Origin of the sequence: Solimonas sp. K1W22B-7 (assembly GCF_003428335.1) — a bacterium.
GTDB lineage: Bacteria > Pseudomonadota > Gammaproteobacteria > Nevskiales > Nevskiaceae > Solimonas_A.
This window is the reverse complement of sequence record NZ_CP031704.1, coordinates 4530135-4553535: the sequence shown is the minus strand read 5'-3', so window position 1 is coordinate 4553535 and position 23401 is coordinate 4530135. Positions and strand designations below refer to the sequence as shown.

Here is a 23401-nt window from a genome sequence, read left to right as displayed (position 1 = left end):
GGAGCGATGCCGCGATTCTGTGCCCGCTGCGGCCGGGCATGCATTCGCTGTGCCGCGCCTGCGGTTGCCGGCGGCCGCCAGCCGGACCGGAGGCTCAAGGCTCGCGGCGCCGCGGCAGGTTCATGCGGCTGCGGCGCTCCCACAGCGTCTTGCGGCTGATGCCCAGGGCCTTGGCCAGGTCCGACTCGTTCATGCGCTCCTGGTTCTGCAGCACGAACTGGCGGAAGTAGTCTTCCAGGCTGGTGGGGGCCGGGCCCGCAGCGGCGGGCGCCGCCGCCGCGCCGACCGGGATCGCCAGGTGCTCCGGCTCGATCGCGGGCCCGTCGCAGAGGATCACGGCGCGCTCCACGGCGTTGCCCAGTTCACGCACGTTGCCCGGCCAGCGGTGCGCGCGGATCGCCGCCAGCGCGCGCTGCGACAGGCGGATGCCGCCGCGGTTGAGCTTCTGCGCGGCCCGCTCCAGCAGGTGGCGGGCGAGGCGCTCGACGTCGTCGCCGCGCTCGCGCAGCGGCGGCAGCGTCAGCTCCATCACCTTGAGGCGGTAGTACAGGTCCTCGCGGAAGCTGCGCTCGCGCACCATTTCCTCCAGGTCGCGGTGCGTGGCCGCCAGCAGGCGCACGTCGACGCGCCGCGAGGCGGTGGAGCCGACCATGCGCACCTCGCCCTCCTGCAGCACCCGCAGCAGCCGCGCCTGCACCGCCGGCGCCAGCTCGCCGACCTCGTCGAGGAACAGCGTGCCGCCGTGCGCGGCCTCCACCAGGCCCTGCTTGCGCTGGGTGGCGCCGGTGAAGGCGCCCTTCTCGTGGCCGAACAGCTCGGCCTCGATCAGGCTGTCGGGGATGGCGGCGCAGTTGACCGCGATGAACGGCCCGGCCGCGCGGGCGCCGCGCTCGTGGATCGCGCGTGCCGCCAGTTCCTTGCCGGTGCCGGACTCGCCGCGGATCAGCACGGTGATGTCGGTGGCGGCGACGCGCTGGATGCGGTCGGCCACGGCGCGCATCGCGGCGCAGTCGCCGACCATGCCGGACACCGGGAAGTCGCGCGCCACATCCTTCTTCAGCGCCGCGTTCTGCCGCGCCTGCAGGCCGCCCTGCAGCAGGCGCGCGATGGTCAGCAGCATCTCGTCGTGGTCGAAGGGCTTGGCGATGTAGTCGGCCGCGCCCTTCTGCATGCACTCCACCGCCGAGCGGATGCTGGCGAAGCTGGTCATGATCAGCACCGGCACCGGGCGTGCGCGTTCGATCACCTCGGTGCCGAGCACGCCGGGCAGGCGCACGTCGGCGATGACCAGGTCGAAGTCCTGCAGGCCCAGCGCCTCCGCCTCCGCGACGCTGCCGGCCTCGGCGGTGTCGTAGCCGTGCTTGGCCAGCAGCCGTGCGAGCTGGCGGCGGATGACTTCTTCATCCTCGATGATCAGCAGGCGGCTCATGGCGCTCTCAGGTCAGTACCGTGTTCAGGGAATCGGGCGCGGCGGGCAGCCGCACGGTGAAGGTGGTGCCGACGCCGTCGCGGCTGTCGACACCGATGCTGCCGCCGTGGTCGCTGACGATGCGGTAGGCCAGCGGCAGGCCCAGGCCGGTGCCGCGGCCCGGATCCTTGGTGGTGAAGAAAGGCTCGAACACGCGTTCGCGCAGCGCCTCGGGAATGCCGCTGCCCCAGTCCTGCACTTCCAGCGTCACCGAGCCGGCACCGCGCGCCGCGCGGATCTCGACGCGCCCGCCGGGAGGCGAGGCGTCGGCGGCGTTGCCCAGCAGGTTCAGCAGCACCTGCGTCAGCCGCGCCGGGTCGCCCTCGATCCACAGCTCCGGCGCCAGCCGGCTGTCGAAGACGATGTCGCGCGCGGTCGGCGCCAGGCGCACCAGGCGGGTCGCCTCCAGCACCAGCGCCGACAGGTCCAGGCGCAGCAGCGGCCGCGATTCCTGCGATGCCGGCCTTGCGAACGTCAGCAGTGATTGCACGATGTCGCTGATGCGCCGCGACTGCTTGAGGATTTCCTCGATGCCGTACAGGCGCTCGCCGGGGTCGTCCTCTTCGCGCAGGTTCTGCGCCACGCAGGTGATGCCGGTCAGCGGGTTGCCGATCTCATGGGCGACGCCGGAGGCCAGCGTGCCGATCGAGGCCAGGCGCGCGCTGTGCGCCAGCTCCGCCTCCAGCTGCTGCTGCTCGGTGAGATCCTCCACCAGCAGCACCAGGCCGGCCGCGGCCGCGTCGTCGCCGGAGCCGATGTCCTCCTTGTGCAGGTTGAGCCAGCGGCGCCGTCCGTCGAGGGTCACCTGCAGCTTGTAGCGGTGCTGCTGCGCACTGTCGAGGAAGTCGCCGAACAGGCTGTTCCACGGCGCCGGCAGCTGGTCCACGCGGCTGCCGAGCACGCCGTCGGCGCGCAGCCCGGACAGCCCGGCCATGCGCTCGTTCCAGATCGTCACTTCCAGGTTCAGGCCCAGCGAGCAGACGCCCACGGGAAGGTCCTGCAGGATCTGCCGGTGGAAGCGGCGCAGCTGGTTCAGCTCCGCCGCCAGTCCGCGCAGGCGGTCCTGCGAATGTTCCAGTTCCTCCTCCACCAGCGGGCTGGTGCCCGCGGCGGGCTGGCCGCCGCCGATCAGGCCGCGCGCCAGCTGTGGGCCGACCAGGCCCGAGAGATTGCGTTGCAGGCGCTCCTGCAGGAAGTGCAGCTGGCGCGGCCGGCGCTCGTCGATGTCGAGCCGCAGGTCGCCCAGCGCGCGCGCGATCTCGGCCTCCGCGGTATCGCGGCCCAGCGCCTGCTCGAGCCGCTCGCGCAGGGCCGGCACACTGGCGGTGCGCGGCTGCTCGCTGAGCAGCAGCACCGCGTCGAGCCGGCAGGCACGGTCGGCGGCGCGTTCCTTGGGCGTCGGCCGCGTCAGCAGCGAGCCGCCGACGAACAGCAGCAGGTTGATCGACAGGGACCAGAAGGTGACGAAGGGCCAGGTGCCGAGTTCGTGCAGCGGCCACTGCGCCAGCGGCGAGGGCCGGCCGCTGATCAGCGGCAGCATCAGCAGCAGGAACCACACCGTCATGCCGCCGCTGACACCGGCGATGAAACCGCTGCGCGTGGCGCGCGGCCAGGCCAGCATCGCCACCACCGCCGGCAGGAACTGCGTGACCGCGACGAAGGAGATCAGGCCCAGCTGCACCAGGCCGCGGGTGTCGCGCACCGCCAGGTAGGCGCCGTAGCCGGTGAAGATCACCAGGCCGATCAGCAGGCGCCGCCACCACAGCAGCCGGCCGTAGAAATCGCTGCCGCTGCGCAGCCATAGCGGCAGCACCAGGTGGTTGAGGCACATCGCCGCCAGCGCGAGGCTTTCGACGATGATCATGGCGCTGGCCGCGGAGATGCCGCCGATGAAGGTCAGGTAGGTGAGCCAGCCGCTGGGTTCCTGCAGGGCCAGGCGCAGCGCGTAGTAGTCGGCGGTGCCGTCCAGCGCCAGCTTCTGGCCCGACCACAGCACCACCGGGATCGCCAGGTTCAGCAGCAGCAGGAACAGCGGAAAGGCCCAGCTCGCCGTGCGCAGCGCCGAGGGCTCGATGTTCTCGGTGAAGATCATGTGGAACTGGCGCGGCAGCAGGAAGGCCGCGGAGAAGGCCAGCAGCAGCAGCGTGCTCCAGGCGCCGTCGCGCAGCGGGGCCTGCAACTGTTCCACCGCCTCGGGATGTTCGGCCAGCCACTGGCTCAGCCCGGCCGGGCCGTCGAACACGCCGAACACCGCGAAGGCCGCTGCCGCCAGCAGCGCGACCAGCTTGATCAGCGACTCGAAGGCGATGGCCACCACCAGGCCCTCGTGTTTCTCGCGCGGCGTCACCTGGCGCGCGCCGAACAGCACCGCGAACAAGGTCACGGTGACGCAGAACACCAGGGCCAACACGCCGGGCGGCACCTCCTGCGTCAGCACCTGCGCCGAGGTCACCACCGCCTGGATCTGCAGCGAGATGTAGGGAAGGATGCCGACCAGCATGAACACCGTGACCAGCGTGCCGGTCCAGCGGCCGGGATAGCGGAAGGCGAACAGGTCGGCCAGCGAGGTCAGCTGGTAGTCGCGCACCAGCCGCAGCAGCGGTTGCAGCAGCACGGGTGCCAGCAGGAAGGCCAGGGTCACGCCGACGTAGATCGTCAGGAACAGGTAGCCCTGGGCCTGCGCGAAGCCGACGCTGCCGTAGAAGCTCCAGGTGGTGGCGTAGACGCCCAGCGACAGGGTGTAGGTCAGCGGGTGGCGCGCGATGCCGGCGGGAATCCAGCCGTTCTCGGCGGCGTAGGCCACCAGGAACAGCGCGCCGAGGTAGACCAGCGCGGCGAGGAACAGCTGCCAGAGTTCCGGTGTCATGGCGCGCGGCGCTGCAGCAACGCCGCGGCGGCGATGATCGCGCCCCAGACCGCGTACAGCGTCCACCAGGGCATGCCGGGCGCCACCCACAGCTGCAGCGCCGGCGACAGCAGGGCGCCGGCCGCCAGCAGGAACAGCACCACGGTGTGGTCGCCGTTACCGTCGTCACCCTCGGGTCTGCGCATGTTCTCTCCTCCAGGCGCGCGACTTTTCTGGTCCGCAGTATCGCGCAGTTTGTTACCGACGGTAACGCCGTTGTCACCTTCAGTGACACATCGGCGCTTCCCCGAATCCCGCCGCTATCGCTCCAAGCGTTTGTCCCCGCTGGAGTTTTGCTGTCGCGGGGCGCATGGCATGGCGGTTGCCCCTGTCATTTCAACGCAGGCGGCATGCCTGCCGAAGAAAAGCCATCCCGGTGCAAACGAGGAGCGAGGAGATGAACAAGACGGCAATCGCGGCGCTGGCCGCCGCGGCAACGATCCCCATGGCGCATTCCCCCATGGCCCAGGCCGGCGACGTGAAGCTGGGCGACACGACGCTGAGCTGGGGCGGGTACATCAAGGTCGACGCGCTCTACTCGCGCTACAGCGACGGCAAGGTCGCGCAGGGCTCGGCGCGCGATTTCTACGTGCCCGGCGCGATCCCGGTGTCGGCCGGCAGCGGTGACAGCACTGCGTACTTCGACATGCATGCGAAGGAGACGCGCCTGTTCCTGAAGACCGCCACCGAGGTCGAGGGCTACAAGCTGGGCAGCTACGTGGAGATGGACTTCATCGTCAATCCCGGTGCCGGCAACGAGCGCGTCACCAATGCCTACAACATCGGCCTGCGCCGCGCCTACCTGACGATCGACAACTGGCTGATCGGCCAGGACTGGTCGACCTTCCAGAACCTGGTGGCGCTGCCGGAGACGCTGGACTTCGTTGCCTTCCCCACCGACGGCACGCCCTTCGTGCGCCAGCCGCTGGTCCGCTACACGCTCGGCGGCTTCGACGTGTCGCTGGAAAATCCCGAGACCACGCTGACCAGCGCCGCCGGTGCGCAGGTGACCACCGACGAGAACACCGCGCCGGACGCCGCCCTGCGCTACCGCTTCGCCCTGGGCGCGGGCCAGTTCTCGCTGGCGGGCCTCGCGCGCCAGCTCAAGCAGGACGGCGCCGGCACCGACATGGGGTATGGCCTGAGCTTCGCCGGCAAGATTCCGGTGGGGCGCGACGACATCCGCTTCACCGTCAGCGGCGGCGACGGCATCGGCCGCTACCTCGCCATCAACACCGTCAACGACGCCGCGGTGGCGGCCGACGGCGATCTCGAGGCGTTCTCGGCCTACGCCGCCTACGTCGCCTATCGCCACGTCTGGAGCGACCGCTGGCGCAGCACCGCTACCGTGTCGATGCTGCGTGCCGACCATGACGTCGCGCTGACCGGCGACACCGTCACCAAGGAGGTCAACAGCGCCAGCATCAACCTGCTGTACTCGCCGGTGCCGAAGATCACGCTCGGCGCGGAGTACCGCCATGCCGAGCGCGAGGTCGAAAGCGGTGCCGACGGCAGCCTCGACCGCCTGCAGTTCGCCGCCAAGTACGCGTTCTAGGGAACCGTCCCCCAGCGCCGGCGCCCTCCCTGGCGCCGGCATTCTCCGCCGCGGTCGCCGCAAGGTGATCGCGGCTTTTTCTTGGCCCTTCTCCGATTTGCGTCGAGCAGGAAGGCCATCCATGGCGGGACCGCAGCGACCAGAGCACCCCCAGCCCGGCCAATCCATGGCCGGGCGTTTGGCGGGATGGATGTCCACCGGACATCCATCTGTTCCCGCCTCACCCAACCGGATCGCATTAGTGCGATCGGACTAAGTGCTGGCCCTGACGCGCGCATAGGCTCGGTCGTCGTCAAAAACGGGGCTTTGGGGAAAACTGAAATAACAAGTCGATCCGAGCGGTAGCGGTTCATCGGACAGAACGAGATTGCCGTGCCCGGAGGTCGGGTTCCCGATCGATGGCACAGGCAGCCTGGCGAGTTGGAAAGTGGGACTTATCACGCGTAAGCAACCTATCAACTGACTGGAGAATGTCCATGAAGGAATATGGAAAAGGCGCTCAAGGAGAAACTGCTGCGGTCTCCGGAGACAACACGGAAGTCGGCGGCCTGTCGCGGCGCCGGTTCGTCGGCGGTGCCGTCAAGCTCGCTGCCGCAGGCGCATTGACCGGATGGCTCCCGGCCTTTCGCATCGGTTCGGCCGAAGCCGCAACCTGCAGCGTTCCACCGGCCTTCCCGGCCGGAATCACGCTGTACCAGCAGGCCTACATCAACTGGGCCCGCGACATCGCCGTGGATCCGATGTGGACCTGTGCGCCGGCGACGCCGGCCGATGTCGTGACGATCTGCAACTGGGCCCGCGTCCAGGGCTACAGGGTCCGCGCGCTGGGCTCGATGCACAACTGGTCGCCGCTCACGGTGGCCCAGGGGGCGAGCTGTCCCAACGTGATCCTGGTCAATACCCGGCAGAACCTCAAGGCGGTGTCGGTCAACACCGCCACCACGCCCCGCACGGTCACGGCGCAGACCGGCATCCTGATGGAAGCCCTGCTGGCCACGCTGGAAAGCTACACCCTCGGCGTCAACGCCTGTCCCGCGCCCGGCGATCTCACGCTCGGCGGCGCGCTGGCCATCGATGGCCACGGCACGGGGGTTCCGAAGAGTGGCGAGAGCCTGGTCTCCGGCAATACCTGGGGCTCGCTCAGCAATCTGATCCGCTCGCTGACGGCCGTGGTCTGGGATGCCTCCAGCAGCCAGTACGCGCTGCGCACGTTCCAGCGCAGCGATCCGGACTGCGCGGCATTGCTGACCCACGTCGGCCGCGCTTTCATCACCGAGGTGCAGCTGCAAGTCGGTGCCAACCAGCGCCTGCGCTGCCGCAGCTGGTTCGACAAGACCGCCGCCGAGCTGTTCGCGCCGGCGGGCTCCTCCGGCAACACCGTGAACAGCTATCTCAACAGTGCCGGCCGCTTCGAGGCGATCTGGTTCCCGTTCACGCCCAAGCCCTGGATCAAGGTGTGGAACGTGCAGCCCAGCAAGCCCTGGACCTCGAAGGAAGTGACGGCGCCCTACAACTATCCGTTCAGCGACGGCATCGACCAGGCGATCATCGACGCCCAGGCGCAGGCGGTGTTGAACGATCCGGCCTCGACCCCCGATTTCGGCCTGAACCAGTACAACGTGGTCGCCGCGGGACTGGTGCTGACCGGGACCTGGGACCTGTGGGGATGGTCGAAGAACCTGATGCTGTACATCAAGCCGACCACGCTGCGGGTCACCGCCAACGGCTACGCGGTGCTGCTGAGTCGTGCCAACGTCCAGCGCGCGATCAACGAGTTCTACGTGATGTACTCGGCCAAGCTCGCCGCGTACCAGGCCGCAGGCAAGTACCCGATGAACGGGCCGGTGGAAATCCGTGTCACCGGCCTGGACCGGCCCGGCGACGTCATCGGCATCAGCGGCGCGACCTCGCCGCAGCTGTCGGCGCTGCGTCCGCGGCCGGATCACCCGGAATGGGACACGGCGGTGTGGTTCGACATCCTGACCATTCCGGGGACACAGCACGCCAACGCGTTCTACCGCGAGGTCGAGCAGTGGATGTACTCGAACTATGCCAGCTACGCGGCAGTGCGGGTGGAGTGGTCCAAGGGCTGGGGCTACAGCAACAGCGCGGCCTGGGCAGATGCGACCGTGATCGGGACCACGGTGCCCAACAGCCTGCGCAGCGGCCAGCCCGTCGGCAACAACTACGACACGGCCAGGATCGCGCTCAACCAGCTCGATCCCTTCCGCCTGTTCTCGGCGCCCTTGCTGGATGCCTTGCTGCCCTAGGCTGATCGGCGCGGCAGCGCATGCGATCCTTGTTCCCTCCCCGTTCCGGGGAGGGAACTTCTCGATGGCGACCGACATTCCTGCATGCGCGGAGCGCGTTCGCGGCTACGGCGCGATCTCCAGGGCCAGCAGCAGTTCGCGCCCGCGGGCGGCAAGGGCGGCGTCCTGCGACAGCCGCGCCAGCGCCAGGCAGGCGCGCGCCTCGTCCAGCGGCATCTTCCAGCGCACGGCGGCATCCAGGCAGCGGTGCCAGGCGGCGATCGCGCGGGCCTTGCGGCCGGCCAGTTCCGCCTGCTGCGCGCGCAGGCGCCGGTAGCGCGGTTCGCCGATCGGGTAAATCGCGGCGAAGGTCCTGAGCACGCCCACCAGCCTTGCCGCGTCGCGCGCGCTGACCAGGGCCGGCGCCCGGCGCAGTTCCACGGCGGCTTCGGCCAGTTCGGTGTAGGCGGAGAGGATGTGGTACTGGTTGGGCCGGCCGACCAGTCCGACCAGGCGCAGGCCCTCGGCGACCTGTTGCGCGGCGGCCTCGCGCTCGCCGCGGTGCAGATGCAGCTGCGCGGCGGCGGCGGCGATGTCCATGCGCGTCATCAGGTCGATGTGCTGCGGGTGCGCGGCCAGCAGGGCCTGGGCTTCCGCCAGCGGTGCGGCGATGTCCGCGGGGCGCAGCGCGGAATGTGCCGCGCGCACGCGGCAGGCCAGGCCCCAGCCGTGGGTCTGGGCGTCGCCGCGGCGGCCGGCGGATTCCTCGAGGCGATGACCCAGGTCGATGGCCTCGGCCAGGTGGCCGCGGATGTCGGTGATGGCGCCGAGGCTGCCGGCATGCTCCTCCCAGCGACGGCGGTCGCCGAGACGCTCGGACAGTTCCATGCCCTGCCGATGATGGGCCTCGGCTTCGGCCCAGTTGCCGTTGCCCGCATTGAAGGTGCCCACCGTGACCAGGCACCAGGTGGTGACCGGGGTTTGCGCCAGGGCGCTGGCACCCTCCAGGGCACGGCGGCTGTAGTGACGGCCCTGCGAACCCCAGGGCACCGCGGCGGCCATCGTCGCCATGCTGCCGTAGCTCATCGGCAGCACCGGGTGCTGGCCGCCGGCGTTCTCGGCCAGGTTGACGGCACCGAGCGTGGCGCAGCACAGGCGGCCGACGTCGGCGTCGAAGTAATAGATCATCACCAGGCGCTCATGCGCGACCGCCGCTTCCAGCAGCAACTCGCGCTGCGCCGCCGGCGCTTCGTGGCCGTCGCCCGGGCGCAGGCGGTGCCAGAACTGGCGCAGCGTTTCCCTGACGATCCGCCAGGCGACGCCGCCGCTGCCGGCCGGCATCGGCCAGCCGAGCAGGGCGATCGCGGCTTCGAGGTGCGCGCGCGCCTCCGGCGCATGCCCCAGCGCGCGCTCGGCCTCGCCCAGCAGGCGTTCCCAGCGCGCGCGCCGCAGCGGCGTGGACGCTTCGGCGGCTGCGGCATCCAGGTCCTTGGCCTCGTGCAGGAAACGCACGACCTCCTCGTTGGCGTGGTTGCGCAGCGCCTGCTCGGAGGCCAGCTCCAGGTGCTGCAGGGCCTTGGCGGCGTTGCCGGCGCGGCGCCAGTGATGCGCCAGCAGCGGGTGGTGGCGCGACAGGTCCTGCTGGTAGTTGCGCTCGTACCACTCGGCCAGCACCGCGTGCAGCTGCTGGCGCTGGGAGTTGAGCATCAGGTCGTAGGCGACTTCCTGGGTGATGACGTGCTTGAAGAAGTACGCCGGCTCGGGATCGGGCTCGTCCTGGCGCGTCAGGTCCAGCGACTCCAGTGTCTCCAGGTGGTCGAAGATCTGTCCCTGGTCCTGCGCCAGCGGGTAGACCGCCTTGAGCACGGCGGCAGCGAAGGCGCGGCCGATGACGCTGGCCACTTTCAGCGTCAGCTGCTGCTGCGGCGTCAGGCGGTCGATGCGGCTCATGATGAGCCCCTCCACCGTGTCCGGCAGATCGACCTCGCCGCCCTGCTGCGCCGCAGCCGAAAGGCTGCAGACCCCGTCCTCGATCACGATCCAGCCGGCATCGCGCAGCGCGTAGCCCAGTTCCTCGCTGAAGAAGGGATGGCCCTCGGCGCGCTCGCGGATCAGTGCGGCGGCGGCCTCCGGAAGCTGCGCGATGCCGAGACGACGTTCGACCAGCTCGACGCTTTCCTCCGGCGACATCACTTCCAGGCGCAGCAAGGTGGTGGCGGGCATCTGCAGCAGCTGCCGGTACTCGCCCGGCGCCTGTTCACCGGGCGGGCGCGTCGCCAGCACCATCAGCAGCGGGCGCACCTGCTGCGCCACGCGCAGGCACAGCGCCCAGGAGGCGGAGTCCAGCCAGTGCACGTCTTCGATCACCAGCACCAGCGGCTGCTGCGCGGCGCGCAGCTGCAGCAGGCCGGCGACCAGGTGCTGGGTGTTGGCGGCGCGCACCTCGCCGCTCATGTCGCGCGTCAGCGCCGTCTCCGGAAATTCCAGCGGCAGCAGGCTGTTGAGCAACGGCGCCAGCCGCAGCAGCGCCGGCTGCGGTTCCAGCAGGCGCTGCACGCGCTCGCGGCGCTGCGCGGGATCGTCGCGTTCGGACAGGCCCAGGCAGTCGGCGCAGATCTGCTGCCAGGCGAAGTAGGGCAGGGAACGCTCCACCGCGTCGCCGGCACCGAACAGCGACTCCACCGGCTGTGCGTCGAGCTGGGCGCGGAAGTCCGCCAGCAGCTTGGACTTGCCGATGCCAGCCTCGCCTTCCACCAGCACGACGCCACCGCTGCCGCCACCGACCAGTCGTGCCAGCTGCGCGCGCAGGATCCCGCGCTCGCGGCGCCGGCCGATGATGCCGCGGTCCTCCGCCGCGCGCGGGCCGCTGCGGCGCTCGTGCAGGCGCGGGCGGAACGCCATCACCGGCTGGCTCTTGCCCTTGAGCTGCAGGGCCGTGCCCTCGTCGTAGGCCAGCAGTTCGCCCGATGCGGCCTGCGTGGCGGCGCAGCACAGCACACCGCCGTCGGCCTTCTGCATCAGGCGCGCGCTGAGGTTCACCACGTCGCCCATGATGGTGTACTCGCGGCGCTGCTCGCCGCCCACCGATCCGCAGTAGACCCGGCCGGTGGTGACGCCGATGGAGCAGCGCATGCCCAGCGCCTCCAGTGCGCCGTGCATCGCCAGCGCCGCCTGCACGCCGCGCGCCGGGTCGTCCTCGTGCGCCAGCGGCGGCAGGCCCAGCGCGGCCACCAGGGTAGCGCCCTTGTCGTCGACGCTGAGCTTGTTGATGCTGCCCTCGTAGCGGTACAGCGCCTGCTGCAGCGCCAGCATCACCTGCTGCATGCGCGCCAGCGGCAGGTCGTGGCGCAGTTCGGGAAGATTGACGAACAGCACGGTCAGGCGGCGCAGCTCGCCCAGCCATTGCGTCTGGCCGGCGGCCAGGCGATGCAGGATGGCGTAGGGGATGTAGCGGCGCAGGGTCTCGGCGAAGCCGGCGGGCCATGGCGGCGTGCTCGCGGCCCGCGGGACCGGCGCGTTCAGGGCGCGCAGGCGCAGGGCGCCGGAGGCCAGGCGCTCGCCCTCGGCCGAGGGCAGCAGCCGGGCGGCTTCCTGCGACAGCAGCACCTCGCCCGGAGCGGCTTCGCCGGAGATCGCGCCGACCTGGGCCAGCGGCGAGCCGGCGACCAGGAATTCCCAGCGCTCGCGCGTGCCGCCGATATGCGCCAGCACGATCGGCCCCGCGCCGACCGCGGCACGCAGGGTCAGCTGCACGCCGTCGCCGGGGCTGTAGCCGAGCATCGCCTCCTGCACCGCCATCGCACCGGCGGCGGCGCGGGCGGTGGCCTCGTCCAGGTCGGCCTCGCCCTGGCTGCGCCACAGCGCCAGCAGGGCGTCGCCGGCGAACTTCACCACGTCGCCGCCATGGGCCTGGATGACGCTGAGCAGGCGGCCGAAATAGGTGTTGAGGATCACCGTCAGCGTTTCGGCGCCGGTGTCGGCGCCGGCCTGGGCATAGCGCTCGGTCAGGGCGGTGAAGCCGGAGATGTCGGCGAACAGGATCGCCCCCTGCAGCGGCTGCAGGCCGGGGGCGGGGCTGGCTCCCGCATGCAGCAGCAGGTGCTCGGAGACGATGGCCGGCACATAGCGCGCGCAGACCTCCGGTTCGATGCCGGCGGTCAGTCCCCTTGCACTGAGGCTCGGTTCGGCGCTGGTCTGCATGGTCTCGTGGAGGCAGATGGCGCGAAGGACGATACCACCCCCCGAAGGCGCCCGTTTGTGCGACAAGTCCGTAAAATCCCGTCATGCATTACCAACATCGTTACCACGCGGGCAACTTCGCCGATGTCTTCAAGCACGTCCTGCTCTGCGGCCTGCTGCGCGCCCTGAGCCGCAAGGACAAGCCCTGGCGGATGCTGGACACCCATGCCGGCGCCGGGCTTTATGCACTGGACGACGAGGCGGCCGAGCGCACCGGGGAATTCCGCGACGGCATCGCACGGCTCAGGCCGGCAGCGTCGATGCCGGCCCCGGTGCGCGACTACCTGGACCTGGCGGCCAGCTTCGGCGGCCGCTACCCCGGCTCGCCGCTGCTGGCCCTGGCCTGTGCCCGCGAGCAGGACCGGGTCGTCGCCTGCGAGAAGGCGCCGGCGGTGTTCGAGCAGCTGCGCCTGCAGGCCGGCGCCGACGGCCGGATGCAGCTGCACCAGCGCGACGGCTACGAAAGCCATGCCCTGCTGCCGCCGCCGGAGAAGCGCGGCCTGGTGCTGATCGACCCGGCCTTCGAGCGGCCCGACGAATTCGATGCGATCTCGACGTACCTGAAGAAGGCCACGGCGCGCTTCGCCGGCGGTGTCTATGCTGCCTGGTACCCGGTGAAGAACCGACACGAGGCCGACCGCTTCCGCCGCCGCCTGATGCGTGAGCACCCGCGCTCCGGCGTGGACCTGCAGTTGCACAATGGCGCGGAGGCGGAGGGCCAGATGCGCGCCTGTGGGCTCTGCGTGCTGAATCCGCCTTACGGCTGGGCGGCGGAGATGACCCCCGCGCTGCAATGGCTGTCGCGCGAGCTGGCACAGGGATCGCGCGCCGAGGCTGTGATCGAACCTTGGGAAGCTACCGCATGAGTGAGATGAAAATCGAGACGCTGTACGAGGGCCGCTTCCTGCGGCTGGTGCGGGACAGGCACTGGGAATACACCGAGCGCACCAACTCCAGCGGCGCCGGCTTCATCCTCGCGGTAACGCCCGAGGATGAACTGCTGCTGGTGGAGCAGTACCGCCTGCCGCTGCATGCGCGGACCATCGAGCTGCCGGCCGGCATGATCGGCGACGACGAAGGCTTCAAGGACGAGGCGATCGAGGCCTCGGCACTGCGCGAGCTGGAAGAGGAGACCGGCTACCGCGGCCGCGCCGCGCGCATCCTCGCCAGCGGCCCCGTCGCGGCGGGCATGACCTCGGAGCAGCTGCACCTGGTGCAGATCACCGGGCTCGAGCGCGTGCATGACGGCGGCGGCGTGGAAGGCGAGGACATCACCGTGCATCGCGTGCCGCTGGCGCAGGTACACGACTGGCTGGAGCGCAAGCGCGCCGAGGGCCTGCAGATCGAGCCGCGCATCTACGCGGCACTGTATTTCCAGCTCCGGGGATAGGAGGGGGCGATGCGCTTCGACGTCGATGCACACGAACAGGCGCTGCGGCGCGACGGCTATTGCATAATCCCGGACTTCCTCGACGCCGAAACCCTGCGCGCGGTGCGCGAGGGCCTGGCGCCCTTTCTCGGCAGTCACCAGGGCCGCAACAATTTTGAGGGTTATCGCACCGAGCGGGTCTACACCCTGGTCGCGCGCGGCGCGGTGTTCGAGCGCATCACCGAGGACGCCCGCATCATGGCGATCTGCGAGCGCTTCCTGATGCCGGGCTTCCTGCTGACGGCGAGCCAGGCAATCTGCATCCACCCCGGCGAAACGCCGCAGCCGATCCACAGCGACGACAGCTTCTATCCGGTGCCGCGACCGCGACCGGCGATCAGCCTGAGCACGATCGTGGCGGTGGATGCCTTCACCGCCGGGAACGGCGGCACCGAGATCATCCGCGGCAGCCACGACTGGAGCGACGCGGTCATCGCCGGCAGCTACGACGGCTTCGATGCCGATGCGCCGCCGAAAGAGGAACTGGTGCGGCAGCTGCGCGCCACCGAGATGCCGGCGGGCGCCTGCGTGGTGTTCCTCGGCACCCTGCTGCACCGTGGCGGTGCCAACCGCAGCACGGCGCCGCGCCTGGCATTCTCCAACCAGTACTGCGAGCCCTGGGCGCGCACGCAGGAGAACTATTTCCTCGGCGTGCCGCCGGAGCGGGCGGCGGCGATGTCGCCGCGCCTGCAGGACCTGCTGGGCTACAACATCCACCCCCCGTTCATGGGGCATGTCACGGCCTCGCATCCGATGAAGACCCTGAGGCCGGGTTACGTCAATGCGGTGAGGGCGGGGCGGGCGGACGACGCCTGAGCAGTTTCGATTGGCCAAATTGCAAAACCCGTCATGCCGGCGAAAGCCGGCATGACGGGTCTGGCTATTTCTTCGCCAAAGCCTGGGCCAGGCGCACCAGCATCGCCATGCGCTGCTCCTCCAGCTCGTGCAGGGGCATCACCTCGCGGGTCAGGGCTTCGCCGTCGAACAGGTGCAGCACCGAGGACACCAGCACCGGCAGCAGTTCCGGCGGGAACTGCTGCGCCACGCGCGTGCGGTTCGCGGCGTCGGCGATGGCGGCGACATAGCGTGCCCCGAAGGCGGCCATCGCCTGGCGCAGTTCCGGGTCGGTGCGCGCCGCCACCACCAGTTCATAGAACACGGCGTTGATCGGCGCGCGGCAGGCAGCGCGGATCTGGTACAGGGCGTGGACCAGCGGGTCGCGGCCCTGGGCGTCGTGCGAGAGGCCGGCTTCGATGTTCGCCAGCTGGCGCCGCGCCACTTCCTCGGCGGCCGTCATCACCAGTTCCAGCAGCGATCCGAAATGGCGGAACAGGCCGCCGTGGGAGACGCCGGAGCGCTGGCAGATCTCCTTGACCGAGGTGCGGGCGTAGCCGACTTCCAGGATCGACTCGATCGTGGCGTCCACCAGCCGCGCGATGGTGGACTCGCGGCGCTCGCGCTGCGTGCGCCGCGCCGGCTGCGCGGCGGAAACGGATTCGCTCATGCGGCCTCGCTGTAGCGCGCCGCCGCCGGCGGCGCATCGACGCTGCCGCGCGGTTCGCCCACGCGCAGGAAGCGGCCCGTGCGGCGTTCTTCGCCGTAGCCGGGCGCGAAGGCGCCGTCGCGGTAGACCAGCTGGCCGCCGACCAGGGTGGCGGACACCGCCGCGCCGCTGCGGTTGACCAGGCGGCGCATGCCGCCGAACTCGGGCATCTCGGCCTCGTGGTGGGCATCGACGCCGGTGTCGAGCTGCGCCGGGTCGATGATCGCCACGTCGGCGCGGTCGCCCAGGCGCAGCGTGCCGGCGTCCACGCCGTAGAAGGCGCCGAGCTCGCCGGTGAGACGGTGCACGGCCTGCTCCAGCGACATGAAGGGCCGGCCGGCGCGCTGCGCTTCCTGCACGCGCCGCAGGAAGCGCACCGGGGCGTTGTAGAAGGCCATGTTGCGCAGGTGCGCGCCGGAGTCGGCGAAGCCCAGCTGCAGCGCCGGGTGGCTGGCGATGCGGTCCAGCACCTGCGGGCGGTGATTGGCGATGGTCATGCGCCAGCGGACCTGCTGGCCATGCGCCACGACCAGGTCGAGGAAGGCATCGCCCGGATGGATGCTGCGCTCGTCAGCGACCTGGCCGAAGGATTTGCCGACCACCGAGGCATCCGGGCAGGCGACGATCTCGGTGTCATGCAGGTCGCGCGTCCACAGGCGCAGGTCGAAGCTGCCGTCGAGCTGGCGGCGGAACTGGCGGCGGTAGGCCTCGTTCTGCAGCAGCTTGTTGCGCTGCACCTCGTCCTTCAGGTGCAGCGCGGCCTGGCCGGCGCCGAACTCCTCGAAGATCACGAAGTCGATGCCGTCGGCGTAGACCTGAAAGGGCACCGGCAGGTGCTGCCAGACCAGGTTCGACCGCAGCACGCGATTGGCGAAGCCGACACCGCCGAGCAGCGCGAACACCGTACCGGAGGGCACCGCCTTGCTGTCGGCCGCCACCAGCAGCGAAGTGCGCAGCGCCTTGCGGATGAAAAAGCCGCAGCTCTCCAGCAGGAACAGGAAGAAGTTGAGCGGGTTGGTGGTGTTGGGCGCGCTCTGCAGCACGCGGCCCTGGCGGCGCAGCACACGGTTGAGGCGGCGGTGCTCCTTCCAGCGGGCGTAGGTGGACGGTAGCGACCGGGAGCGGTAGCGCTCGCCGTCGAGCTTGTCCCAGGGCGTGGTCATGGAGGACAGGCCGAGGAAGCCGGCGGCCAGCGCGTCTTCCAGCAGCTTCGACATCTGCTGCAGCTCGGCCTCGTCGGGGCGCACGCGATCGTCCACCGCGCGGCCCAGGCCCATGACGTGCGTGCGCAGGTCGGAGTGGCCGAGGAAGGCGGCGACGTTGGGGCCCAGCGGCAGCGACTCCAGGTGGCGCACGTAGCCGGCCGCCGTGTCCCAGGTCTTGACCCCGCCCACCGCGGCCAGCATGTGCTCGCGCGGGATCGCCTCGACGCGGCTGAAGAGATCGGCGCAGTCCAGCGCGTCGGCGTGCACGGTCGACAGCGAGCAGCTGCCGAGGAAGATGCTGGTCACGCCGTGGCGCACCGATTCCTGCAGGCCCGGCGAGACCAGGATCTCGGCGTCGTAGTGGGTGTGGATGTCGACGAAGCCGGGCAACACCCACTGGCCGCGGGCGTCGATGACCTCGGCGCCGGACGTGGGCAGCGGCTCCCCGGAAACCGCGGCGACGCGGCCCTCGCGGATCCCGAGGTGGCGCGGTGCCGGCGCGGCGCCGGTGCCGTCGAACCAGAGGCCGTTCTGGATCACTACATCGAAGGAAGCCATGGCGAGTCCCGGGGCAGGTTGATGCGCCCACCTTACACAAAGATAGAGAGTGATTGCAATCTATATTGCTTACAGCAATGACCGGGCCGGGATTTCTGGTGTAATTAACCAATCGTTTGACAATCCGCAGCATCGCTCGCAAGCTGGCCCTCGAGGAGTAACTACAGACTCGGGGTGAACGATGTTCGCACTCGGCAGACCGCGGCGGATCCTGATCCCACGCGGCGCGGGACCTTCCAAGCGCTGGGGCACGCCCCAGCCGGGACATGCGCCGCGCCCGGTGCGCGTGGCCGAGCTGCGGCGCGAAACCGCCGAGACCCTGACCCTGGTGCTGGAACCCGAGGACGGCGTGATGCCCGCCTTCCGCGCCGGCCAGTACTTCACCCACTGCTTCGAGATCGACGGCCAGACCGTGCGCCGCGCCTACTCGCTGAGCGCGCCCGAGGGCGGCGGCCTGGCCTGCACCATCAAGCTGATCCCCGGCGGCTGGGTGTCCTCGCATATCCAGGACGCCCTGCAGGTCGGCAGCCGCTACCGCCTGCTTGGGCCCACCGGTGATTTCCTGCTGGAGGAGGGTGACGGCCCGCTGCGTTTCCTCGCCGGCGGCAGCGGCATCACGCCGGTGATCAGCCTGGTGGAGACCGCGCTGGCGAAAAATCCGCGCCGCGCAATCCGCCTGGTCTACGCCAGCCGCAGCCAGGACCAGGTCATCTTCGGCGAACGCCTGCGCGAACTGGCGCGGCACCATCCCTCGCTGGAACTGGTGCAGGTGCTGTCGCAGCCGCAGGCTGGCTGGAACGGCGAGCGCGGCCGCCTCGACGCCGCGCGCATCGTCGCGCTGCTTGGCGTGCAGGCCGATGCGGACTACTACCTCTGCGGACCCGGCGGCCTGATGGAGACAGCCGAGACGGCGCTGCGCGAAGCCGGCGTGCCGGCAGCGTGCATCCGCCACGAGCGTTTCCTGGCGGCGCCGAAAACGCAGTCGCGGCCGACGCTGCCGCAGGAAATCCTGTTCAAGCAATCCGGCCGCGTGGTCACGCAGCGGCCCGGCGAGAGCATCCTGGAAGCAGGGCTGCGCGAGGGCCTGCCGCTGCAGTTCAGCTGCATGGTGGGCGGCTGTGCGCATTGCAAGATCCAGGTGCTGGAGGGCGAAGTGGCCCTCAACGAACCCAACTGCCTGTCGCCCGAGGAACGGGCGGCGGGTTACACGCTGGCCTGCTCGGCCTGCGCCACGGGCCCTTTATCGGTTGCAGCGTAATCGCAAGGAGTCGACGTCATGATGATGCTTGATCGCATGCTCAATGGACTGCCGCTGAAGGCGCAGAACCAGATCTACAGCACCTTCGACAATCTCGGCGTGCTGGCCTCGGTCGGCAACGTCAAGGTCGCCGCGTCGATGGCGCCCTCGGCGGTGCGCGGCCTGGTGCTGGGCCGGGCGCGCAGCGGCGATGCGGTGCCGATGGTGTCCGGCCATGCCGCGCATTTCGACCTGACCTACAAGGGCGACTTCCCCGAGATGTACGAGCTGTACCGGCGCGCGGTGGCCAACCAGTGGAATGGCGACCGCGACCTCGACTGGAGCACCAGCGTCGATCCGGAAGACCCGGACAAGCCGGTGATGCCGCTGGACTACCCGCCCTTCGAGGGCCTGGCGGCCAAGGGCATCCGCCTCAACCAGAAGGAGAAGCTGCGCTTCGCCGCCGACATGGCCTCATGGACGCTGTCGCAGTTCATGCACGGCGAGCAGGGCGCGCTGTACGCCGCGGCGCAGGTCACCGAGTCGGTGCAATGGCTCGACGGCAAGCTCTACGGTGCCACGCAGGTGATGGACGAGGGCCGCCATCTGGAAGTGTTCCTGCGCTACCTCGACACCAAGATGCAGAAGGTCTATGCGGTCAACGACAACCTGTTCGTGATCCTCGACGACCTGCTCACCGATTCGCGCTGGGACGTGAAGTTCCTCGGCATGCAGATCATGGTGGAGGGCCTGGCGCTGGGCGCCTTCGGCACCATGTACAACTTCACCCGCGAGCCGCTGCTGAAGCAATTGCTCCGATACGTGATCCAGGACGAGGCGCGCCACGTGCACTATGGCGTGCTGGCGCTGAAGGCGCACATCTCGACGGAACTGTCCGAGGCCGAGCGCCGCGAACGCGAGGACTGGGCCTATGAAGTGGCGCTGCTGATGCGCAACCGCTTCCTGTCGCATGAGCTGTACTACGAATGGTTCGAGCACAAGCTGTCGCTGAAGGACTGGGACGAGGTGGTGATGAACGCGCCGTCGATGTCGGCCTTCCGTCACCTGATGTTCCTGAGGCTGATCCCCAACCTGGAATACATCGGCCTGATGAGCGACCGCATCAAGGCGCACTACGACAGGTCCGGGCTGACCAGCTTCCTCGGCGGCAAGAACGCGACGCAGCTGACCGGCGAGGACCTGATTCGCGATATCTCGGCGTATAAAGCGCCAGTCGGACACTGAAAGCTGCGGACAGAACCTGTCGCTCCGGCGAAAGCCGGAGCCCCGTCGGGCCGAAACCGGCCAAAACTTCAGTCCGCAAATAAACGCAAATAAACGCAAATCCGCACGCTTCCATTCGCGTTTATTTGCGTCCATTTGCGGACCGAAAATCTTTGCCAGGGGGACTGGATGCCGGTTGGCTGCTAGCATCGGCTGGTCGTCCGCGCGGAGTCCTCCGATGCCACGCCATGCCTTGCTGCCGCTGTTTCTGACCCTCCTGCTCGCCGGCTGCGCCACCGCGCGGCCGGTGATCTATCCCAACGCCACCTCGCAGCTCGCCGGCAAGGCCGCGCAGGACGCGGCGGTGCAGGCCTGCATCCAGCAGGCGGAATCGGCCGATCTCAGCCGTGGCGGCGACCAGGTGGCGCGCTCCACCGCCGGCGGCGCGGTGATCGGCGGGGTTGGCGGTGCGGCAGCGGGGGCGGTCTACGGCAATGTCGGCCGGGGCGCCGGAGCGGGTGCCGCAGCGGGCGCGGCCACCGGCCTGGTGCGCGGCCTGTTCCGCAGCAACCAGCCCAGCCCGGTCTACATGGCCTGGGTGAACCGCTGCCTGGGCGACAAGGGCTACGAGGTGGTGGGCTGGCAGTAGCCGCGGCAGCCGACCGGCCATCGCCGCTTCCTGTACCGCCGGTCCCTCCGGCGGGCGATTTATCCACAGTCGTATGTCATCTTTTACCTACTATCAAATAGGCAAAAGGCTTACATATGCCCGTCCTGAGCCCCAAGAACACGGTCCAGCCCCGCCGCCTCGCCTGCCTGGGGGTCGACTGGCGTGCCGAGCGCTCGCTGAAAGCGACCCTGGCCCTGCTCGACGGCAGGACCCGCGAGCCCTGGGCCTTCGGCGAAGGCTTGGCGGCGGACGTGGTGATCTACGAGCCGGGCAATCCGCTGGCGCAGGCGCTGCAGCGGCGCGAGTCGCCGTCGTCGCCGCGGCAGCTGTTCGTGCCCTGCGACGGCGAGACCGCCGACGCGCAGCGGCGGTTGCGCCATCCCTTCGGTGCCAGTCGCCTGATCCGCTGCCTGGACCATGCCTCCGAGGTCCTGCCCGCGCCGCGCCGCGAGCCGGTGGGCGACAGCCTCTGCCAGCGCATCGACGAGGCGCTGCACAGCCCCGGCGTGCGTGGGGTTGCCTTGCTGACCGGCGAGCGCCGCGGCCTGCTGCTGCCGGCGGAGGCCGCGCTGCGCTGGCCGCTGCCGCTGGATGGCGACGAGATCGCGCGGCTGCTGGCGCCGGGCGTGGAGATCCAGCTGCTGCGCGCCGATGACTATGCGGCGCTGCGCAAGCTGCAGGCGATCACGCCGCAGCAACATGCCTGGGAGGCGCCGCTGTGGACCATCGGCGTCGCCACCTCGGGCGGGAGACTGCTGCGCCGGCTCAGCGAGGCGCGGGCCTATGGCCTGCGGCGGCGGCCGGATTTCGGCACCGTGGGTGGGCGCAAGTCGGACCTGCGCTGCAGTGCGCTGCTGCTGCAGGCGCCGATGACCCCGGGGCAACTGGCCAGCACCGCCGGCATTCCGCCGGCGGTGGCGAACAACTTCCTCAATGCCGCGGCGCTGTGCGAACTGCTCGATGGCGTGCCGGCAGAACTGGCGGCGAGGGAGAGCGGTGTGCGGTCCGGCGAGCTGTTCTGAGGAACCAACGACGTGGGGTTTGGCGGCGCCGAGAGCGCCGCCTTCTTTCTATTTAATAAAAAGTCTTTGTTTAACTATTTGACACAATCGCCGAGCCCACGCGGCCTTTGCGGTTAACCCAGAATCCAAAGGCCGCGGCCGTGAAGAACATGAACCCGCTATAGACCACCGCGGGCATCGCCATGTCCGAGTTGTTCAGCATCAGCGGCGACAGCGCGATGGCGATGGCCAGGGTGCCGTTGTGGATGCCGATCTCCATGCCGATGGCGATGGACTGGCGCTCGTTCAGCTTCAGCAGCCGCGGCACGCCGTAGCCCACCGCCAGGCTGAGCAGGTTGAAGGCCAGGCAGGCCGGTGCCAGGACGGCGAAGTAGCTGCCGATGGCGCCGCGCCCCTTGAACAGGGCCACGCCGATCACGGCCAGCAGCACCACCACGGAGAGCAGCTTGACCGGCTTGCTCATCACGGCCGCGAACTTCGGCCGCCAGGCATTGAGCAGCATGCCCAGCAGCACCGGCCCGAGCACGATCATGAACAGCTCAATGACCTTCTGGTACTGCAGCGGCAGCGACTGGCCCTGCTCCATGAAGTGCAGCATCGACAGGTTGACGATGATCGGGATGGTGATCATGGCCAACACCGAGTTGACCGCGGTGAGCGTGATGTTGAGCGCGACATCGCCGTGGGAAAGGTGGCTGTACAGGTTGGCGGAGGTGCCGCCGGGCGAGGCCGCCAGCAGCATCAGGCCCACCGCCAGCACCGGCGGCAGTCCGAAGAGGTGGGCGATGCCGACACCGGCGGCCGGCAGGATCAGCATCTGGCAGGCCAGGGCTACCAGGACCGCCCTGGGGTACCTCAGCACGCGGGTGAAATCGTCCACGCGCAGCGACAGGCCCAGGCCGAACATGATGATGCCCAGCGCTATCGGCAAGAACATCGTGGTGATCGGGTCGGCGGTCAAGTCGTTCTCCTGGTTTGATGCGCATGCTGCCGCATGGCGCAGCCCGGGGCGAGCATAAATCCGGCCCAAGCCCGGGAGCTGCCGACGGCAACCCGGTTCAATCCGGGATCGGGATGCGTGCCACCGGCGTGGGATTGCCCTCGGAGCTGATCAGCACGGCGCTGCCGTCGGCGGTCCAAGTGACGGCCTCGATCTGCGAATAGTCCGGCAGGTCCTGCGTCCGCGGCAGGCGCTGCAATGCCGCCTCCCAGGTTTCGCCGGCATTGCGGCGCCAGACGTGCAGCTGCGTCAGCGACACCGCGGCCAGCCGCTCGCCGGCCGCGTCGAAGTCCATGCCGGTGACCCAGTTGATGCGCTCCGGTTCCGCGGCTCCCTCGGGCGCGCGCGGGATGGCGATCTCGCCGAGCGCGGTGGCAATGGCCAGCGGCAGCGCCGGCCGCAGCGGCAGGCGGTACAGGCGCGGCACAGGATCGCGCTTGCTCAGCAGGTAGATCGCGCCTTCGCGCTCGTCGACGGCGACGCTTTCGCAGTCGCGCGGGCCGTCGGGGTAGGCGATCCGCAGGCTGCGCAGCGGTGCCGCGCGCAGTTCCGAGGGCGCTTCCGCCGTCGGGGCGGGCAACTCGGGCTCCGCGGCGATGTACAGCGTCAGCAGCGGGCGTATCGCGCCGTTGTCGCCGATGTCGGCGAGCAGCAGCCGCGGCTGCCCGTCTTCGCGGAAGGACGCCATGTCTTCCCAGTCGAGGTTGATCGCGCCCGACAGCGTCAGGCTGCCGCGCAGGCGGCCGAGGCCGTCGAAGGCATAGGCCGTGGTCGGCCCGCCGCTGTCGTTGTGGCTCCAGTAGAGATCGTCCTGGCGCTGCGAGCGGGCCAGCCCGGAGGATTCGGTCAGCTCGGCGGCATCGACCTGGAATTCAGTGACGCCCGCTTCAGCGGAGCCCTGGGTACTACTGCTGTCCGAGCAGGCAGCGAGCAGCGACAGGGCCAGCAGGACGACACCAGTGCGCAGGGAGATTGAAGACATTGCGGTTTCCGGCAAGAAAAATGCAGCAGGCTAGCGACGCGGCTTGACCGGGCGATGACAAGCCTTGCCGCTCCGCGGCGCATGGCCTATCGTGGCGCCCAAAGCCGGGGGTGCC

The 23401-nt window shown here is 69.7% G+C and carries 17 protein-coding genes; 9 read left to right on the top strand and 8 right to left on the bottom strand.

Annotation, left to right across the window (positions count from 1 at the left end):
* Nucleotides 1–94 precede the first annotated feature (94 nt).
* From D0B54_RS20560 to D0B54_RS20550, 3 genes are read right to left on the bottom strand one after another with little or no spacing between them, the layout of a single operon-like run.
* Entirely contained in the window at nucleotides 95–1429 is a 1335-nt protein-coding gene (locus D0B54_RS20560) for a sigma-54-dependent transcriptional regulator (RefSeq protein WP_117293678.1), read from the bottom strand.
* A gap of 7 nt (nucleotides 1430–1436) precedes the next feature.
* Complete coding sequence (locus tag D0B54_RS20555; RefSeq protein ID WP_117293676.1) at nucleotides 1437–4334, bottom strand: sensor histidine kinase; 2898 nt, start codon at nucleotides 4332–4334, stop codon at nucleotides 1437–1439.
* Nucleotides 4331–4519 (bottom strand): hypothetical protein, encoded by a 189-nt coding sequence (locus D0B54_RS20550; RefSeq protein WP_117293674.1) that lies wholly within the window; start codon nucleotides 4517–4519, stop codon nucleotides 4331–4333. The genes D0B54_RS20555 and D0B54_RS20550 overlap by 4 nt, the downstream gene beginning before the upstream one ends.
* Nucleotides 4520–4770: 251 nt before the next feature.
* On the opposite strand from D0B54_RS20550, the gene D0B54_RS20545 reads away from it, so the two are divergent.
* Both D0B54_RS20545 and D0B54_RS20540 read left to right on the top strand, forming a co-directional pair.
* Nucleotides 4771–5928: a DcaP family trimeric outer membrane transporter gene (locus tag D0B54_RS20545; protein WP_240433475.1), complete on the top strand. Its 1158-nt coding sequence runs from the start codon at nucleotides 4771–4773 to the stop codon at nucleotides 5926–5928.
* Nucleotides 5929–6404: 476 nt separating this feature from the next.
* Nucleotides 6405–8198 carry a cholesterol oxidase substrate-binding domain-containing protein gene (locus D0B54_RS20540; RefSeq protein ID WP_117293672.1) on the top strand — a complete coding sequence of 598 codons (1794 nt, stop codon included), beginning with the start codon at nucleotides 6405–6407 and terminating at the stop codon, nucleotides 8196–8198.
* Between the two features lie 105 nt (nucleotides 8199–8303).
* Here D0B54_RS20540 and D0B54_RS20535 read toward each other — a convergent pair whose 3' ends face one another.
* Nucleotides 8304–12377, bottom strand: a complete 4074-nt coding sequence (locus D0B54_RS20535; protein WP_117293671.1) for an AAA family ATPase — start codon at nucleotides 12375–12377, stop codon at nucleotides 8304–8306.
* A gap of 83 nt (nucleotides 12378–12460) precedes the next feature.
* Here D0B54_RS20535 and D0B54_RS20530 point away from each other — a divergent pair, with 83 nt between their 5' ends.
* The 3 genes from D0B54_RS20530 to D0B54_RS20520 are packed head-to-tail and all read left to right on the top strand — an operon-like array spanning nucleotide 12461 to nucleotide 14661.
* Nucleotides 12461–13282 (top strand): 23S rRNA (adenine(2030)-N(6))-methyltransferase RlmJ, encoded by an 822-nt coding sequence (locus tag D0B54_RS20530; RefSeq protein WP_117293669.1) that lies wholly within the window; start codon nucleotides 12461–12463, stop codon nucleotides 13280–13282.
* The gene (locus tag D0B54_RS20525) at nucleotides 13279–13806 is read left to right on the top strand and encodes an NUDIX hydrolase (protein WP_117293667.1); all 528 of its coding nucleotides are present in this window, start codon (nucleotides 13279–13281) and stop codon (nucleotides 13804–13806) included. The genes D0B54_RS20530 and D0B54_RS20525 overlap by 4 nt, the downstream gene beginning before the upstream one ends.
* A 9-nt stretch (nucleotides 13807–13815) precedes the next feature.
* Nucleotides 13816–14661: a phytanoyl-CoA dioxygenase family protein gene (locus D0B54_RS20520; RefSeq protein WP_117293665.1), complete on the top strand. Its 846-nt coding sequence runs from the start codon at nucleotides 13816–13818 to the stop codon at nucleotides 14659–14661.
* A 64-nt stretch (nucleotides 14662–14725) separates the two neighbouring features.
* Here D0B54_RS20520 and D0B54_RS20515 read toward each other — a convergent pair whose 3' ends face one another.
* The gene (locus D0B54_RS20515; RefSeq protein WP_117293663.1) at nucleotides 14726–15349 is read right to left on the bottom strand and encodes a TetR/AcrR family transcriptional regulator; all 624 of its coding nucleotides are present in this window, start codon (nucleotides 15347–15349) and stop codon (nucleotides 14726–14728) included.
* Nucleotides 15346–17151: an N-acyl-D-amino-acid deacylase family protein gene (locus D0B54_RS20510; protein WP_117293661.1), complete on the bottom strand. Its 1806-nt coding sequence runs from the start codon at nucleotides 17149–17151 to the stop codon at nucleotides 15346–15348. The genes D0B54_RS20515 and D0B54_RS20510 overlap by 4 nt, the downstream gene beginning before the upstream one ends.
* Nucleotides 17152–17332: 181 nt before the next feature.
* Here D0B54_RS20510 and D0B54_RS20505 point away from each other — a divergent pair, with 181 nt between their 5' ends.
* From D0B54_RS20505 to D0B54_RS20490, 4 genes are all read left to right on the top strand, one after another.
* On the top strand, nucleotides 17333–18409 hold the full coding sequence (locus D0B54_RS20505) for a ferredoxin--NADP reductase (protein WP_117293659.1): 1077 nt from the start codon (nucleotides 17333–17335) through the stop codon (nucleotides 18407–18409).
* Between the two features lie 18 nt (nucleotides 18410–18427).
* The gene (locus tag D0B54_RS20500) at nucleotides 18428–19633 is read left to right on the top strand and encodes a ferritin-like domain-containing protein (protein ID WP_117293657.1); all 1206 of its coding nucleotides are present in this window, start codon (nucleotides 18428–18430) and stop codon (nucleotides 19631–19633) included.
* A 217-nt stretch (nucleotides 19634–19850) separates the two neighbouring features.
* The gene (locus D0B54_RS20495) at nucleotides 19851–20261 is read left to right on the top strand and encodes a glycine zipper family protein (RefSeq protein ID WP_117293655.1); all 411 of its coding nucleotides are present in this window, start codon (nucleotides 19851–19853) and stop codon (nucleotides 20259–20261) included.
* A gap of 116 nt (nucleotides 20262–20377) precedes the next feature.
* The gene (locus tag D0B54_RS20490; RefSeq protein WP_117293653.1) at nucleotides 20378–21304 is read left to right on the top strand and encodes a hypothetical protein; all 927 of its coding nucleotides are present in this window, start codon (nucleotides 20378–20380) and stop codon (nucleotides 21302–21304) included.
* Nucleotides 21305–21374: 70 nt separating this feature from the next.
* Here the strand turns inward: D0B54_RS20490 and D0B54_RS20485 are convergent, their stop codons facing one another.
* Entirely contained in the window at nucleotides 21375–22265 is an 891-nt protein-coding gene (locus D0B54_RS20485; RefSeq protein WP_117293651.1) for a bile acid:sodium symporter family protein, read from the bottom strand.
* A gap of 97 nt (nucleotides 22266–22362) precedes the next feature.
* Nucleotides 22363–23286, bottom strand: coding sequence for a hypothetical protein (locus D0B54_RS20480; RefSeq protein ID WP_117293650.1), 924 nt, complete (start codon nucleotides 23284–23286; stop codon nucleotides 22363–22365).
* Nucleotides 23287–23401 lie beyond the last annotated feature (115 nt).

What these genes read in the sequence shown, in the direction of transcription:
- D0B54_RS20560 (WP_117293678.1), bottom strand. Translation starts at nt 1,429, where the DNA reads ATGAGCCGCCTGCTGATCATCGAGGATGAAGAAGTCATCCGCCGCCAG.
- D0B54_RS20555 (WP_117293676.1), bottom strand. Translation starts at nt 4,334, where the DNA reads ATGACACCGGAACTCTGGCAGCTGTTCCTCGCCGCGCTGGTCTACCTC.
- D0B54_RS20550 (WP_117293674.1), bottom strand. Translation starts at nt 4,519, where the DNA reads ATGCGCAGACCCGAGGGTGACGACGGTAACGGCGACCACACCGTGGTG.
- D0B54_RS20545 (WP_240433475.1), top strand. Translation starts at nt 4,771, where the DNA reads ATGAACAAGACGGCAATCGCGGCGCTGGCCGCCGCGGCAACGATCCCC.
- D0B54_RS20540 (WP_117293672.1), top strand. Translation starts at nt 6,405, where the DNA reads ATGAAGGAATATGGAAAAGGCGCTCAAGGAGAAACTGCTGCGGTCTCC.
- D0B54_RS20535 (WP_117293671.1), bottom strand. Translation starts at nt 12,377, where the DNA reads ATGCAGACCAGCGCCGAACCGAGCCTCAGTGCAAGGGGACTGACCGCC.
- D0B54_RS20530 (WP_117293669.1), top strand. Translation starts at nt 12,461, where the DNA reads ATGCATTACCAACATCGTTACCACGCGGGCAACTTCGCCGATGTCTTC.
- D0B54_RS20525 (WP_117293667.1), top strand. Translation starts at nt 13,279, where the DNA reads ATGAGTGAGATGAAAATCGAGACGCTGTACGAGGGCCGCTTCCTGCGG.
- D0B54_RS20520 (WP_117293665.1), top strand. Translation starts at nt 13,816, where the DNA reads ATGCGCTTCGACGTCGATGCACACGAACAGGCGCTGCGGCGCGACGGC.
- D0B54_RS20515 (WP_117293663.1), bottom strand. Translation starts at nt 15,349, where the DNA reads ATGAGCGAATCCGTTTCCGCCGCGCAGCCGGCGCGGCGCACGCAGCGC.
- D0B54_RS20510 (WP_117293661.1), bottom strand. Translation starts at nt 17,151, where the DNA reads ATGGCTTCCTTCGATGTAGTGATCCAGAACGGCCTCTGGTTCGACGGC.
- D0B54_RS20505 (WP_117293659.1), top strand. Translation starts at nt 17,333, where the DNA reads ATGTTCGCACTCGGCAGACCGCGGCGGATCCTGATCCCACGCGGCGCG.
- D0B54_RS20500 (WP_117293657.1), top strand. Translation starts at nt 18,428, where the DNA reads ATGATGATGCTTGATCGCATGCTCAATGGACTGCCGCTGAAGGCGCAG.
- D0B54_RS20495 (WP_117293655.1), top strand. Translation starts at nt 19,851, where the DNA reads ATGCCACGCCATGCCTTGCTGCCGCTGTTTCTGACCCTCCTGCTCGCC.
- D0B54_RS20490 (WP_117293653.1), top strand. Translation starts at nt 20,378, where the DNA reads ATGCCCGTCCTGAGCCCCAAGAACACGGTCCAGCCCCGCCGCCTCGCC.
- D0B54_RS20480 (WP_117293650.1), bottom strand. Translation starts at nt 23,286, where the DNA reads ATGTCTTCAATCTCCCTGCGCACTGGTGTCGTCCTGCTGGCCCTGTCG.